This is a genomic window from Desulfoconvexum algidum, from assembly GCF_055382125.1.
In genome coordinates this window covers 5,267,904-5,283,028 of record NZ_AP042394.1, presented here as the reverse complement: position 1 = coordinate 5,283,028, position 15,125 = coordinate 5,267,904, and the positions used below count along the sequence as shown (strand labels likewise).

Annotated in this window: 10 protein-coding genes and 1 pseudogene; 8 read left to right on the top strand and 3 right to left on the bottom strand. The window is 48.0% G+C overall.

Annotation, left to right across the window (positions count from 1 at the left end; translation table 11 throughout):
• Positions 1–212 precede the first annotated feature (212 nt).
• Together ACZ45G_RS23850 and ACZ45G_RS23845 are read right to left on the bottom strand one after the other, a co-directional pair.
• On the bottom strand, positions 213–1,556 hold the full coding sequence (locus ACZ45G_RS23850; RefSeq protein WP_464173019.1) for a sigma-54-dependent transcriptional regulator: 1,344 nt from the start codon (positions 1,554–1,556) through the stop codon (positions 213–215).
• Complete coding sequence (locus ACZ45G_RS23845) at positions 1,546–3,567, bottom strand: ATP-binding protein (RefSeq protein WP_464173018.1); 2,022 nt, start codon at positions 3,565–3,567, stop codon at positions 1,546–1,548. The genes ACZ45G_RS23850 and ACZ45G_RS23845 overlap by 11 nt, the downstream gene beginning before the upstream one ends.
• A gap of 571 nt (positions 3,568–4,138) precedes the next feature.
• Between ACZ45G_RS23845 and ACZ45G_RS23840 the strand changes: the two genes are divergently transcribed.
• The 7 genes and pseudogenes from ACZ45G_RS23840 to ACZ45G_RS23810 all read left to right on the top strand — a co-directional run.
• Positions 4,139–7,060 carry a hypothetical protein gene (locus tag ACZ45G_RS23840; RefSeq protein ID WP_464173017.1) on the top strand — a complete coding sequence of 974 codons (2,922 nt, stop codon included), beginning with the start codon at positions 4,139–4,141 and terminating at the stop codon, positions 7,058–7,060.
• 62 nt (positions 7,061–7,122) lie between these two features.
• Positions 7,123–8,310, top strand: a complete 1,188-nt coding sequence (locus ACZ45G_RS23835; RefSeq protein WP_464173016.1) for a putative sulfate exporter family transporter — start codon at positions 7,123–7,125, stop codon at positions 8,308–8,310.
• 78 nt (positions 8,311–8,388) lie between these two features.
• A complete protein-coding gene (locus tag ACZ45G_RS23830) occupies positions 8,389–8,541 on the top strand; it encodes a hypothetical protein (protein ID WP_464173015.1) in 153 nt (50 codons plus the stop codon).
• 8 nt (positions 8,542–8,549) lie between these two features.
• Complete coding sequence (locus tag ACZ45G_RS23825) at positions 8,550–8,741, top strand: hypothetical protein (protein ID WP_464173014.1); 192 nt, start codon at positions 8,550–8,552, stop codon at positions 8,739–8,741.
• 31 nt (positions 8,742–8,772) lie between these two features.
• Positions 8,773–9,069 carry a ComEA family DNA-binding protein gene (locus ACZ45G_RS23820; RefSeq protein ID WP_464173013.1) on the top strand — a complete coding sequence of 99 codons (297 nt, stop codon included), beginning with the start codon at positions 8,773–8,775 and terminating at the stop codon, positions 9,067–9,069.
• Positions 9,070–9,168: 99 nt separating this feature from the next.
• Positions 9,169–9,807 carry a multiheme c-type cytochrome gene (locus ACZ45G_RS23815; RefSeq protein ID WP_464173012.1) on the top strand — a complete coding sequence of 213 codons (639 nt, stop codon included), beginning with the start codon at positions 9,169–9,171 and terminating at the stop codon, positions 9,805–9,807.
• A gap of 15 nt (positions 9,808–9,822) precedes the next feature.
• Positions 9,823–10,317, top strand: a pseudogene (locus ACZ45G_RS23810) (hypothetical protein); the annotation flags it as partial.
• 218 nt (positions 10,318–10,535) lie between these two features.
• Here ACZ45G_RS23810 and ACZ45G_RS23805 read toward each other — a convergent pair.
• Entirely contained in the window at positions 10,536–11,435 is a 900-nt protein-coding gene (locus tag ACZ45G_RS23805; RefSeq protein WP_464173011.1) for a thioredoxin family protein, read from the bottom strand.
• 235 nt (positions 11,436–11,670) lie between these two features.
• On the opposite strand from ACZ45G_RS23805, the gene ACZ45G_RS23800 reads away from it, so the two are divergent.
• Entirely contained in the window at positions 11,671–15,096 is a 3,426-nt protein-coding gene (locus tag ACZ45G_RS23800; protein WP_464173010.1) for a UvrD-helicase domain-containing protein, read from the top strand.
• The last annotated feature ends 29 nt before the right edge of the window (positions 15,097–15,125 follow it).

The window sequence follows — 15,125 nt, the reverse complement described above, 5'->3', positions numbered from 1 at the left end:
ATATAATCACCGCGTCACGCTTGTCTTTTTTCCTGTTCTTTTGCAAATCATGTGCCCGGTATCTATTTTTTTAAAAAAAGCCCGAAACCCAGCGGCTTTCATGGTAATGATCCTAAAAAAAATTGGGGAAAGGTTTTTGTCAAAGGGATGGGTGTGCGGAGATGTGTACATAGGCCAGGGGGCTGTGCGTCCCACCGTACACAAAAGGGATCTTATTCGATGTGAAAAAATTCCATTTTATCATACAGAGTCCGCCTGCCAATGCCCAGGTTTTTTGCCGCCTGGGTGCGATTGCCTTCGGTCTGTTCCAGCATCTCCCGGATGGCGATTTTTTCTGCCTCTTCCACCACTTTTTTAAGGCAGAGGGGTTGCTGGACATTTTGGATAATGCCAGCTTTGATGTTAAAGCTGAGCAGATTCGGGGTAAAAACATCGCCTTCTGCCAGAAGAACAGCCCGTTCCATGGCATTTTCCAGTTCACGGATATTGCCCTTCCAGGGCATGGTCTGGAGGGTTTGCAAAATATCGGGTTCGAGACGGACAACCTTTTTATTATAGCGCTGGTTGAATTTTGTTAAAAAATGGGTCGCAAACAATGGAATATCAAATTGTCTTTCCCTCAGGGGGGGCAGGTGAAGGGGAATCACTGCCAGGCGGAAATAGAGGTCCTTTCTGAATCCTTTGGTTTCAATCTCTCGTTCAAGGTCCCTGCTGGTGGCGGAAATGAACCGTACATCAATTTTAACCGACCGGTTTCCCCCCACGGGTTTGATCTCCAGTTCCTGGATAGCCCTTAAGAGCTTCACCTGGGTGGCAGAGGTGAGTTCACCGATTTCATCTAAAAACACAGTTCCGCCGTGGGCCTCTTCCAGCAAGCCCCTTTTGGCTGCGCTTGCCCCGGTAAACGCCCCCTTCACATGGCCAAAAAGCTCACTTTCAAGCAGGGTCTCGGCAAGGGCAGCGCAGTCAATGGTCAAAAAAGACTGCGAACCCCGACTGCTCTTTTCATGGATGGTTCTAGCAATCATGGATTTTCCCGTGCCGGTTTCCCCCATGAGAAGGATGGGGGCATCTGAAGGGGCGACCTTTTCAATGGTGTGCATCACATCCTGCATCTGACGGCTGCTGCCGACAATTAAATTATCTTCCCTGGTATTTTTTTCATGTCGGGCCAGTTGCCGGTGAAGGCGCCCATTTTCAATGGCCCGCTGGAGGGTGATCTCCAGGTCGCCGGGGGCAAAGGGTTTGGTAATATAATGAAAGGCACCCTGTTGAATGGCTTCCACCGCACTTTCAATGGTGCCCACACCGGTCATGATGATGATGGGCAGCAAGGGATCTATCTTCCTGATTTCCTGGATCAGCGCAAGCCCGCTCATGCCGCCGGGCATGGACATGTCGCTGACAATGGCATCAAATTGGGTCTGATCCATTAGAGACAATGCGTTTTCCGCTGATGTGGCGGTTTGGGCCTGAAATTGGCCATAGTTGAAATAACTTTCAAGAACCCTGAGAAAATCGGGTTCATCATCAATGAATAAAATTTTATGTTTCATGACAAACTTCCTTGTTTACAGGGACTGCCTGCCGATTGTCTCGGGTTTCCATCAACGGCATTTCAATGATGAACTCCGAGCCTTTTTCAAGCTCAGATTCACAATAAATAATGCCGTTGTGATTTTCAATAATGCGATTGGAGATGAACAGGCCCAGACCAAATCCCTCTTTTTTGCCTTTGGTGAAAAAGGGTTCAAAGATTTCTGTCAGATGGGATTTGGGTATTCCCACCCCCACATCTTCAACCCGAAGCCTTGCCATACCGGATCCTTCAGGCACACAGCAGGTGACGGTGAGCCGTGGGGTCGGGGTGTTTTTCATGGCCGATACGGCATTTAGCAAAAGGTTGACCAAAACCTGCTGCAGTAGATTTGCATCCCCCCAGACCAGGGCGGGTTCTCCTTTGGTTTTCTGGGTGATCTCAATTCGTTTGAGATGGGCCCCCATCATGTCAAGGGTTGAGGTAACCAGTTCCCATAATTTTACGGTTTTCATTTCAGGGGTTTTGGGTCTTGCCATGGCAAGGAGGTCCTTGGTGAACCCTCCGGCCCGGATCGTGTTTCTCTGGCAGGATTCCAAAAACTCCCTTGCCTCATCCGTGAACCACCCCCGGGCCAGGATCAAGTCGATATTGGCCCGTATGATACCGATGGGATTATTGATTTCATGGGCCACATCCGCAGCCATCTGGCCGATGATGGCCATACGGTCTGCCTGGACAAGGTCTCGTTCAATTCGGTTTCGCTGGGTGACATCCCGGGCAAAACAACAGGCCTGGGGTTCTTCAGAGGGTGTGGATGGCAAAAGGGTGGCGGCCACATCAATTTCCCGAAAACTGCCCGACGCATTTTTCAGACGAAACTCCCGTGATGCGCTGTTTTTGCTGAACACCTCCCCCAGAAAGGTGTTAAATTCTATTTTATCGTTTGAGATCAGTATCCCTTTAAAGTTGATCGTCCTATTATGCGGGTTCATGGAGGAGGGGAGAAAGGTTCTGGCCTCCCGGTTGGCATGGTGGATGATCCCCTGATCATTTACGACAAAAATCATGTCCGGGGAAGATTCAATGAGATTTTTGTAACGGATCTTTGAGTCCTGAAGACTATCGGTCATTTTCTGGACCTTTTTTTTCAGCTGATAGTTCCAGGTGGTGACCATGAAAAGGATGAGTATAACCGAACCGATGCCGGAATAAATATAGAGGGTATATCGTTCCAGAAAGCTTGGAGAATAGGTGATGCCATACCATTTATCTTCTATTTTTTTAAAAGCGCCGGATTTATGAACCAGTGACATGACTTTAATTAACTGAGCATAAAGGATCTCATTTTTTTGCTGGACCGCAATCCCCAGGTTTGTCCGGTGTAAAACAAGCCCCACCCTGCGGATATTTGTAAATCCTTCCTCTTTTATGATAAACTGGGCTATGTCTTCAGCCGGTGCAATAAACACGTCCACAAAACCTGTGTCGAGCAATTTTAAGGCCTCCAGGGGTGTAGACATATAAAAAGCATTGCTTTCAATGGGCGGATCCATGAGCATCAAGGCCTGGGAGCCCTGGATGATGGCCACCCGCTTTTGGGTCAGGTCCTTGGCACAGACTACGGTGTTGCAGGATTTATGTACAAAAAGCCGGCTGTTGAGATGAAGCCCCACGGGAACATAATTAAACTCAGAACCGGTTCTTCCAGTTCCCGGTATACCGGAAAAGGCGGCCATGTCGATTTTCCCCTGTGCCAGCATTTTGTTTCGCGACTCAATGCTGTCGCATTTGATGTACTTGATGTCCACGCCCATGTGATGGGCCACCTGGTTCATAATATCAACGTTTATGCCCCGTAGGGCCATTTTTCCCCGGCGCCATGAAACAAAACAATAGGGGGGGATGGAGGTCCGGATTCCCACCTTTATGATTTTTCTTTCAACACCAAAGGCAGACGATCCCGGGGAAAAAACCATGAAGAAAAAAGCCAGCGCCAGAATGCGGCAGGCATTGTTAAAATGGTTCATGGGACGGTCACCCTTTTTATAAATGTTATCCGGTTAACGATTATCCTAAGATTTTTCATAGGGGTATTTCTTAATTCCTTATTTATATGCATAGACAATACCATAAAATTGATTTGTTTGCATTTTATGGTGGTTTTATTCCAGGCCACCCCATTAAACCCGAAGGTAAGCCAGGGTATCAACCCCCAGGGTATCAAACCCCAGGGTATCAACCCCCTGGGCAGCAATCACCATGGGGAGGCATATCTTTTCCCTTCATCGCCATGTCTGCGGTACAACCCCTTGGTGTGCTTGAATCCGCACAATGGAAAATAGGTGTGCGGTCCACCACACAAAAAAAGATCCCCGGCAAAAAAATGCATTTACTTTTGGGTCTTGGAAATGGATTGAATGTCCATGTGGCAATGTCAGGATAAAGGGATCTACGGTATGGATGGACCAGGAGATGCGCCTTTGCCGAAATAGTTTTTTTGGAAAAAATATAATCTGGTACGCTTATTGTAATGCTTGTCTGAAAACCTAAAACAATAAGGGCCACAGGATGATTAAGATGACAAAACCAAGGATGTTAATGAAAAAAAAGATATCAACGTATCTATTGCCGATTCTCCTGATTTCATGGGGGGTGATATTCAGTATTCCCTTTTCAGCCCATGCGGCTGATGTGGATCCCCATGGGCTTCAGCCGGCGGAAAATATGATGTTTCTTCCCAAGTTGAGTGGATTAAGAAACAAAACCTATAAAAATCAATATGGGAAGAAAAAAGCCCTGTCCGAAGCCGTTGTGCTCCGGCAGAGTGTCATAAAAAAAGGCCAGGCAACGGTTCCCCAAGGGGGGCTGTTTTATATTTCCGAAACCAGCGGGGATGCCCAGCCGTTTAGGCGGGATCCATTTCTGGTGCTGGGTGAACACGCCTATCTGGTGGATCTGTCCACTAAAACCCACACGATAAAGGATTTTAAGGTAAAGATCGGGGATCGCAAGCCTGTTGCAGACACGGGGTATCGCCTCTGGTTTGACTATGCCACGGATCATTATGAAAAACCATATGGCGAGCTGGCACTCATTGCGCCTTCCGGCGGCTGGCCCCTGGAATTTCCCATTTCCACTTCTTTTCCCGGCCGGGAGGAGGTTCGCAAACTTACCACCGGGGAAGGGTATGTGGGGCAGCTTCAAAAATTTTACATGGACAAAGAATATCATTATGGTGCCATGCACTTTAAGGCCAGCAACATTGGGTTTAAATCAGCGGAATTTGAAAAATTTGAATTTCCGGCCATAACCCATGCCACCTTTTCCATGCACCGACCCATTGTCATGGATGTGCGCCAGGAGGATTTCAGGTATTATTTTAACAAGCGGATTTATGCCTTTCGCAGGCCCGACGGGCTGCTTGTCCGTGTGACAGATTTTTCTGGCGAGAAGACTCTGGGAGAAAAGCTCGTCAAGCCGGTTACCGCACAGGGATATAAAACCCTGATGACGGAAAAGGACAAGTATCATCTGACCCTGCCCGAACTTGACATGCGCATAGAGGTGATGGTGCATCCTTCTTTTATGAAGCATTCCGACTTTGTGCCCTGGTCCACTTCAAAATCCCATGGATTTCAAAAGGGAGAACTTAATTTTGTCATCTACCGGGGGTTGATCCATGTGGAGAACAATCAACCCTGGCCCCTGGATCATCGGTATAATGTCCTATTGGAACCCAGCATGCTCACCGGCATGCTAAAACGGCTGGTCATTGAAAACAATGCCCCCTTTACCCTGGACAACGAAAACACCACCCACAAGGGGCCTGTAAAATGGTCTGATGTGTGGAACCGTCCCGCCTTTTCCCTCACAGCGGACACATTTGACGGTAAGGTGGTTCGTAACCTCTACCTGCGGGATTATTATTTCATGCGCACGGAAAACATGGTGGTCTGGGACCAGGAAGGACGTGAAAACATCGACTTTTTTGTGGGTTCTTCCCCTGTGCTGGAACCCATTCTGGAAGACAGCTTTTTGACTCGCCTTGCAGACTCGTCCTTTGGCACGGTGGTGGAAAAATCTCATTTTTCCTCCTATCCCAAGGTGATATCCGACGCCTCTTTTTACGAGCCGGATCATACCGCCCCCTTTGTCCCCAGGCTTAAGGGACTTAAAAGAAAGCTGGTGAGAAACCGGAAAAAGGAACGTCTGGTCTCCTCGGAAAGTGTGTTTATCCGGGGCAGTTACATCGACTGGCGAAAAAACCGGGTGGTGATTCCCCCGGCAGGGCTGTGCTATAGCACAAGAAACGCCAGAAACATGAGAACCCTGGCAGGAGAGGCATTTCATTTGCTGGGCAAGAAGGCCTATCTCACCACCTTTACCTCCAGCACCTTTGTAAAACGCAATTTTAATGTGGATTTCTGGAAGAACCAGCCCATGGGTGACGGTAACCTCATGTTTTGGCAGGACAAGCTGCTGGGGGTTCGCAACAAAGCCCTTCGCATGACCAAAAAGCATTACCTGGATGACCGCCCTGTGTCTGAACTGAGCCTGATGAAATATTCAGGCAACCGGTGGGGGGCCCATTTTCTCATGGCCCAGGGCCTTAACCCGGAGGATGGCGACCGGTATTATATTCCCGAGGTGTTTGCCGAAGGATCTACCTGGATCATCCCTGAGTATACCGGTTCAAATTTTATCAAAATCAAAGAGTTTGGTACCCCCTCCATTGAGGGCATCACCTTTACCTATAAAAAACCCAAGAAAAAGAATCTGGGGGTGGGGGAAAGGGTAAAACTTGGCCCATATACCCTTGTTTGTACGGGAATGGATCAGACGGCAAAAACCGTATCCCTTGAACTCCGGGATACCAAAGGAAAGCTGGCAGCATCTAAGGTATTGGGGCCATTGAACCAGGAAATGATTGATCTTTTGCCCCAGCACCAGACCGCGGCACGAGCCATGCAGTTTCTCCACGACACTGTACTGGCAGAGCTGGATATCAAAAATCCCTTTAACAAAGACAAGGTCCAGCTTTATTTGTTCACACAGATCCAGGCCCTTAAACGGGACACCCCCTTTGAGTATGATCACCGCTTCATGGTAAGGCCGGATGTCTGCGGCCACTGCTACCAGCTCAACGAGGTGTTGCTGGACAATCCTGAGCCGATTATTCTGGACAACGACCATCCGGTTTATGAAGGCCCGAAACGAAAGGACGGCACCCCCTTATACCGGCTGGTGCTGGATGATTTTGACGGGGAGATGATCCATGCCTGGCACGTGGAAACCGATGATGCCAAAAAGGGGGTCATCAAGACTGAAAACCTGGCATTTCGACCCAGAAATAATATGGATGTTCTCATTGGTGTGACCGGCACCACAGAGGGTTTTTTGCGGCTCTCCATGCTGCCCAGGCTTGGGTTCATGGAATCCTGGCGGGTCAGTGCCAAAGAACCGGCGGTCAAACTATCCGGGTCAGTTAACACCGGCGGCAGTGCCCATATCCGGCGTTAACAGGACGTAAGAATGCTGAAAAACGGATATCTTATATTGAAATTATCACAAGGAAACAGATCATGAATAGCATTGTATCCACATATAAAACAAATCAGGGGGGCGTGGCATCTGCCTATGATCGCTCAAGACGGTCCATCCTGAGTAGTCTTTACTCCTATAAGACTGTTCTGCCAGGGCTTTTGGCCATGTTGCTCATTGCCGTATTTGCCAATAACCTGCCAGGTGTGCCCAACCCCTTTACCCTTGAAAATCTTTTTTTCTGGCTGGACGGAGTGGTAGGCCCCTTGAATCATCAGCCCCTGTTTCAGATACTCAACTCCAACTTTGTGTGGAACCCGTTGCTGTTAGGGCTGATCATCGGCAACCTCTTTGGCGTGCCCGACATCTGGAAGCGGGGATTGAGCTATATTCACATGCTCATGCCATTGGGCATCATCATGCTGGCCCCCCATTTCATGATATTCCATGCATCCAAACTGGGAATTGCGCCCATTTTAATCTGTACCCTGGCCTTGTTTGCAACGGCCACCATCACCCTTGTGCTGGCAAAATATTTAAAGCTGGATGACCGGCACGGATCCATTATTGCCGGTGGGCTTGCCACGGGTGATCCCCATGCCTGTGTCATTTTAATGCCCCTGATCAAGGCCAAGGGCGGTCAGGTGGTTAATGGGGCCATCTGCGTTATTGCCTGGGGACTTGTGGCCATGTTTTTGCTGCCAATTCTGGGCGAGATGATCGGCATTCCAGCCAAATACCTGGGGCTGGCCGCCGCTACCGGGGTGGGCAACGGACACCAGGCGCTGTTTGCGGCTTATTCCGGAGGGTACGAAGCCGGAAGATATGCCATGTACTTTGATGTGGGCCGCCATGTGATCATGCCGGCAGGGTTTCTCTATGTTTTTACGGTCATGTTCATCCGTAAATTAAAATTTCGCAATGACCCAGAGGTCATGGCCACAAGGGGAATCAAGACCTTTCCCATCTGGCTGGGCGTATTCATCTTCTGCTGGATACTGGCCTGTCTGCACCTGTTCAAGGAACCGGCCCACCACATGATTTTTAATATGGTAAAATGGGACTTTTCCCTGGCAGCATCAGCCCTTGGACTGAGCCTTTCCTTCAAGGACATTGCCGCCCCGGGTCTCAAGGGATTTTTGGTCACCGCCATTGCAGGTTCCCTTCGAATTGTGCTGGTTCTGGCCGCTATTTTGCTCTGTGTCAAAGCCGGATGGTTCCCGGCCTAAGCCCACGGAGCCCAGGCCCTGTTTCACAAATGGAAAACTTTTTTTAAAAGCATTTATATGGAAAGAATAGGAAAAAAAATGGAAAAAAATATGCATACCACCGATGACACTGGGTTTGACTACATGGCCAACACCGGTGTCGAAGAAAAGGACCGGGATACCTGTGGGGTCATCATTGCGCTGATCATCATGGCAGGGTTAACCCTATTTCAATACCTGGGATGGTACTAGGAGGATTGATGTTTTTAAATATTGTATTTATCTGTCTGATGATCATGCTGTTTCTTTCGACAGGATCGGCTCTGTTCATGGGTATTTTTAAGGGTAAGACAGGGGGTGTCGGACGTAAGGTTCTGGAGCGCGGTATATCCTATGGAATATCCCTTGTCTTCTGGTGTTCCTGTTACAGCTGGCATTACCTTGGATGGTAATATCTTATAAAAAAAATAAAGGAGAATAAAAATGAAAAAAATGATTACAACACTGGTTTTGGGGTGTTTTCTATTTCTGACGTGTCTGACGGCTTATGCGGGGAATGAGAATGCCGGAAAGGTGAATCTCAATTCGGCCACAAAAGAACAGCTCATCGCCGTGGGAATTACCGAAGAAATGGCCACCGCTATCCTGGAACTCAGGACAGAAAATGAAGAATTTGTGGACATGGATGAGTTGCTGGATGTGGAGGGAGTGGATACAAATTTTCTTCGTCAGTTGAAGAAAAAAGTGTTTATTGAAGAGGTCAAGGGTTGTAATTGCTGATCTTTACCACTCATTACCTGCAATTGATTGTCGGTAATTGATTGTTCTGGATGTGTAATCCGAGAATGCGTAAACGCCCTGCGGGGCCTGGAGAATATCATGAATTCCAAACGAAATATTTTCATGTTTTGTGTTGCCACAGCAATTGCCCTGGCACCGCTTAAAGCAAACGCGGAACTATTGGGGGACTATGTGGGCTATAAGGCCTGTATTAGTTGCCATGAAGATAAAGTTGAGGGATGGAAAACCACCCCCCATGCCCATGCCTTTGAAAGCCTTGCGCAACAGGGCAAAGAAAAACAGACCACGGCAGGATGCGTCGAATGCCATGTGGTGGCCTTTGAAGAAGACGGGGGGTTTATCGATATGGCCATGACCCCGGAACTTGCCGATGTTCAGTGTGAATCCTGCCACGGACCCGGGAAAAACCATGTGGAAAGCGAGGGGGACACCTCCCTTTTAACGATGACCCCTTCTGATGCGTCCTGCCGGACTTGCCATACCATTGGCCAGGACAGAAATTTCAACTTTGACCATAAAAAACGCTGGGTCCATCAAAAATCCACTGAACCGGTTCAAGAAAAGGTGGCATCCAATGCCCATGCAGATGCCTTTTTTATCTCCAGCCAGGATATTGTCTTTGGCAATCTCATCGAAGGGGTGAGGGCGCAACGAGAGGTGACCTTAAAAAATATAGGCAAAGACCCTGTCAAAATTGTCTATGTAAAAACCAACTGAGCTTGCACCACCACCACGCTGGGTCAGCGTGAATTAAATCCTGGAGAGGCAACCACATTGACAATCGTTTACAATACCTACAAATTTCCGGGCCGGTTCAATAAACTGGTGACAGTGGCCACGGATATTGACGGGGGTGCAAACTTTGAAATTGAGCTCAACGGGTATGTGGATCCCATTCCCATGGGCGTCCTGAAAGTGGACAATCGGAAAATCCTTATAGAATATGCCATAGCCCTTGATACCCGGACCATTGAAATTCCCATCCGCAACACCGGAGATGCAGACCTGGTGATAACAAAGGTGATCTCTAAAAAACGGGGCACCCTTTATTATGACCAGAAAAAAGATGGGCCATTCATTATCAAGGCCGATAAGACAAGGGCATTGTCTCTTTCAATCACCCTGCCTGAAAAAGGCCGGTACATGGATTCAGTGATGATTCATTCAGATGCCAGGAATGTCACCGCCAAAGGCTACAAATTAATATTAAAAGCGGATGTAAAATAAATAATATTCGAATTCCCCGGGATAATCTGCCAGGGAAAAATCACGGGTATAAAAATGGCAGGGTCTCTTGGAGGCTCTGCTGTTTTTTATTTCCGTTATCTTTGAAACATAACGTATGTGGACCCCAGCCCTAACATCTGTGCATCTTATTATCTATTATACTCCAGGCCCTGACGGTTACCCACAGGGAATAAAATGCCGGACAGTCCTTTCTTGTTCTATGGGAACCTTGATGCGATGGCATCAATGGCATCCTGAGCAGCTTCTTTGAGATCCTCATTTTTTAAGTTCCGGATGCGTTTCTCCACCCACCTCTTTGTTTCAAGGTTCCCGGTTTCTCCAAGGGCATAGAGGATATCTCCCTGGACAGGGATCTCACTGTGCTCAAAGGCCTGGATGAGCGGGGAACATAATTTTAATGCCAGCTCCGGGTTTTCTTCGGCCAGGGATTCCACCACCACCATGGCCCCTAGTCGAACAGACCAGGTGTCATGGCGCAATAATTGAACAAACCCTTGAAAAATGGTGCCAGCCTGGATCATTTCTTGGGATATCCAGTCGGCATCCCCCTGTTCCAGAATGGTTTTCAGGGTTTGAGAACTTAAGCTTGACACATCCCGCTGGGTGATCATGGAAAGAACCTCTTCTGCCGTAACGGCACCGATCCACCGGAATCCATTGTCAAGGATCAGGCAGGGAGCGGACATGACCTTGTCTCGTTGGGCTGTTTCGGGAAACAAGGTGCCATCGATAATGTGTAGATTGATTTTGTCCGAGAAGACGGCCAGAGGGAAAATGGTGCTGACCACCCCGGGGCAATGGGGACACTCCATGGCAATATAGAGGGTCAGGTTGCAGGGAACATGGATCTGGTCTAAAAGTGCCTGGACGGGGGGGGTAAGTTCTGGCGTCCGGGTTTGGATACAGGAGAGTCCCTTTAAAAACGGGGGCAGTTCCTTGCCCAGGGCAAGGGCGGAATAGATGATATTCTCTCTTAGAAGCAATCCGGGTAGCGGGGTCTGCCTTGCAGATGTGTTTACCCGGATGGAGGGTGCAAGGCTTGCCAGGCTGCGGCCAAAGGATTCAAACCTCTCTTGCTCCCCATGATCGGTTGACAATATTTTAAGGGGATGCTGCCGGGTTTGTTTTTTTTCTCAGGATAAAAGAGTTTGGCAGTCTTTCGGATCAATCATAGGGGATCACCATCGTTTTTTTCCTCTCTCGCTTTTTGCAAAATTGGTGGAATTGCTTCTTTCCTCTTCTTTACCAGAAACCTGCTTTAAAATTAAGGAAAAATCATGTAATAAATTAAATTGGTAACAATTTGAATCCTTAAATATATGGCAAACAGAAATGACCTTTATTGCAGATCTCCACATCCATTCCAAATATTCGCGTGCCACATCCAAAAATCTGGACCTGGAAAACCTTTATTATACCGCACAGATCAAGGGGGTTTCCGTGGTCGGGACTGGGGACTTTACCTTTCCTGCATGGGTTGAGCAAATCGAATCCAAGCTGGAAGAAACCGAGCCCGGGCTTTTTTCCCTGAAGCCAGAAATTGCACGAAAGATTGATCAAACCGTGCCAGCATCATGCCGGAACCCGGTCCGGTTCATTTTGCAGACAGAGATCAGCAATATCTATAAACGAGAGGGACGGGTTCGCAAAAATCATAACCTGGTTTATTTTCCGGATCTTTTGGCCGTTAAAAAATTTAATGCAAGGCTGGATGCCCTGGGAAACATTAAATCAGACGGCCGCCCCATATTGGGCCTGGATGCAAGGGCGCTCCTAGAGATTATGCTGGAAACAAGTGATCGCGGCTTTTTTGTCCCGGCCCATATCTGGACCCCCTGGTTTTCCATGTTGGGTTCCAAATCCGGGTTTGACACCATTGAAGAATGTTTTGGAGATCTAAAACGCTATATCTTTGCTGTGGAAACAGGGCTTTCTTCGGACCCCCCCATGAACTGGCGGGTATCTGATTTGGACCATGTCAGCCTGATTTCCAATTCAGATGCCCATTCCCCGGGTTACCTGGGCAGGAATGCCTCGGTATTTAACACGGACCTGGATTTTTTTTCCATGCGCTCTGCCCTTGAGACCCGGGATTGTGAGGCGTTTAAAGGTACCCTGGACATGTTTCCCCATCAGGGAAAATACCATTATGACGGTCACAGAAAATGCAATGTCAGTCTGAATCCTGAGGCCACTGTAAAATTGGGCGGCATCTGTCCCGTATGTAAAAAACCCCTGACCCTGGGGGTGCTTTACCGGGTCCAGGAACTTGCTGACAGAAGGGAAGGGTTTGTACCTGAGAACCGGCAGACCTATACCCATATTATTCCCCTGGCCGATATTTTAGCTCAAATTTTTGAGGTTGGACCCAAGACCAAACGCGTAGCCGGATATTATCAAAAAGCCATTGAAGCCCTGGGGCCGGAACTTCCCCTTCTGACACAACTTTCCTTTGAGAAGATTAAAAAGGCCGGGGTGCCGCTATTGGCCGAGGCCATCATGAAGATGCGGGGGGGTGATATCCAGATAGATCCCGGATTTGATGGCGAATACGGCAAGGTGAATATTTTCAGCCGTCAGGAAAAACAAGCGCTCAGGGGGGAGAAAACGCTTTCGTTTATTCTGCCTAGTCCCAGGGCCTCCAAAAAAGAAAAGAGTGTCCCGCCCCGTATTGAAAAAAAATCAGGGGTTGAAAAAAAACCAAGGGTTAAAAAAAGGCCCGCCACTCTTCCCAAACCAGTTCAGCCGGCAAGGGAATTAGGCCTTTTAGAGGGATTGAATCCAGGTCAAAAACAGGCGGTTGAATCCAAGAATCCGGCTATTTTGATCCAGGCAGGGCCTGGAACGGGTAAAACCAGAACATTGACGGCCAAAATTGCCTCGCTGATCTCTGAAAAGAGAACAGACCCAAATGCCATCCTGGCACTGACATTTACCAACAAGGCGGCCCAAGAACTTACCCGGCGAATTGATGGCTTTCTTCCCAGGGAGGGCAACAAGGTTCTGGCAAGTACATTTCATGGATTTTGCCTGAAATTTTTAAAGGAGATGTTTGAATTTAGTGCAGGCCTTATGGAGGATCGTCTGAGACTGGAACTTATTAAAAATGGGCTTGAAGCCGCTGTTCAACCTGATTTGACCCTGGAAAATGGGATCAGGGAGAAGGGCGTCAGGAAAAATAAGAGCAAGGGCCTTTTTTCCGGGAAAAAAGGGGTGGGTCAATTGGACCGGATGATTTCTTTGTGTAAACAGCAGTTACTGGGACCTAATGATGATTTGTCTTGTATAGCAGGCAAGGGGGAGGTTTGGGTGCTCGGGCAGGTTTACACTGCCTATCAGCAGCAATGTGATGCGCTGAATCTGGTGGATTTTGAAGAGTTGATTTTTTTATTCCATCGCCTTCTGAAGGGGTCGCCCAAGGTTTTGGCCCAGGTGCAAAAAAGGTTTGCCCATATCTTTATTGATGAATACCAGGATCTGAATATGGCTCAGTATGAACTGGTCAAATTGCTGGCCCAAACAAGTAATCTTGTGGTGATCGGGGATCCGGATCAGTCCATATACGGGTTCCGGGGATCGGACAATCGCTATTTCAAACGGTTTGCAATAGATTTTCCTGGATGTGAAAAGATTTTCCTGGACCAGAATTATCGTTCCACCCAGACCATCTTAGATGCTTCTTTTCAAATGATTTCGCGTTCCGCTGAGAACAACGGGTCTCCGATATTTTCCAATTTCAATACCGCTCAACGGTTGATTGTCAAGGAGACCGCCACCCAGACAGCCGAGGCGGTGGCCGTGGGAAAGATGATAGAAAAACTGGTTGGCGGGCTGTCTTTTTTTTCCATGGACGCCGGGAAATTAGACACTGGGAAATTGAATACCAGTGGGATATCCATGGGAGAAAAAGAGTATTCTTTTTCAGATGTTGCGGTTCTTTTCAGGACAAAAAAACAAGGGGATACATTTGCTGAGGTGTTTCATCGAGAGGGGATTCCCTTTCAGACAGCAGATAAAACCAACCTTTATTCCAAGGACGGAATCCAGCAGGCACTGAGTCTTTTCAGGGTCATCACCCGCCGGGCCAATAAAATGGATTACCAGATTCTCAGAGATCATTTTAACCTTTTATCCCAAAGAAAAGGTCTTAAAATTCAGCAGAACACGGAGGGTCAGACCCGGGAGATCATCGCACCCATTTTTGACCAGATCGGTGACAAGAACAGCTGTGCCTGCCTGGAAATTATAATTGATTTCCTGGATGTGAGACAGGTGATCCAACAAAATGAGGGCCTGGTTACGGCATATGAAACCCTCATCTCTTTGGCCTGTCTTTATCCAGACCCTGAATCTTTCATGGATTATCTGGCTTTGGACCAGGACCCGGATCATTTGGCAGGGTCCGTTGAAAAAGTTTCCCTGATGACCCTGCATTCGGCCAAGGGACTGGAGTATCCTGTGGTGTTTGTCACCGGGTGCGAACAGGGGTTGATTCCCTTTGCAAGGGATGGGAAAACCTGTGATAATCTTGAAGAGGAACGGCGCCTGTTTTATGTGGGTATGACCCGGGCCATGGATATTCTTTGTTTGACTTATGCCCAGAAAAGACGCATATATGGCGTCAGTAAAAACCGGCAACGGTCTTTTTTTATTGATGATATTGAGAAAAAATTGGCCCAATACGAAACGAATATCATCCGGGTCAGGAAAAAGAAACGAGAAATCCAATTGGAATTGTTTGGTGAAGATATCTCCTGAAAACCGTTAAAAATAACACCATGGAAACG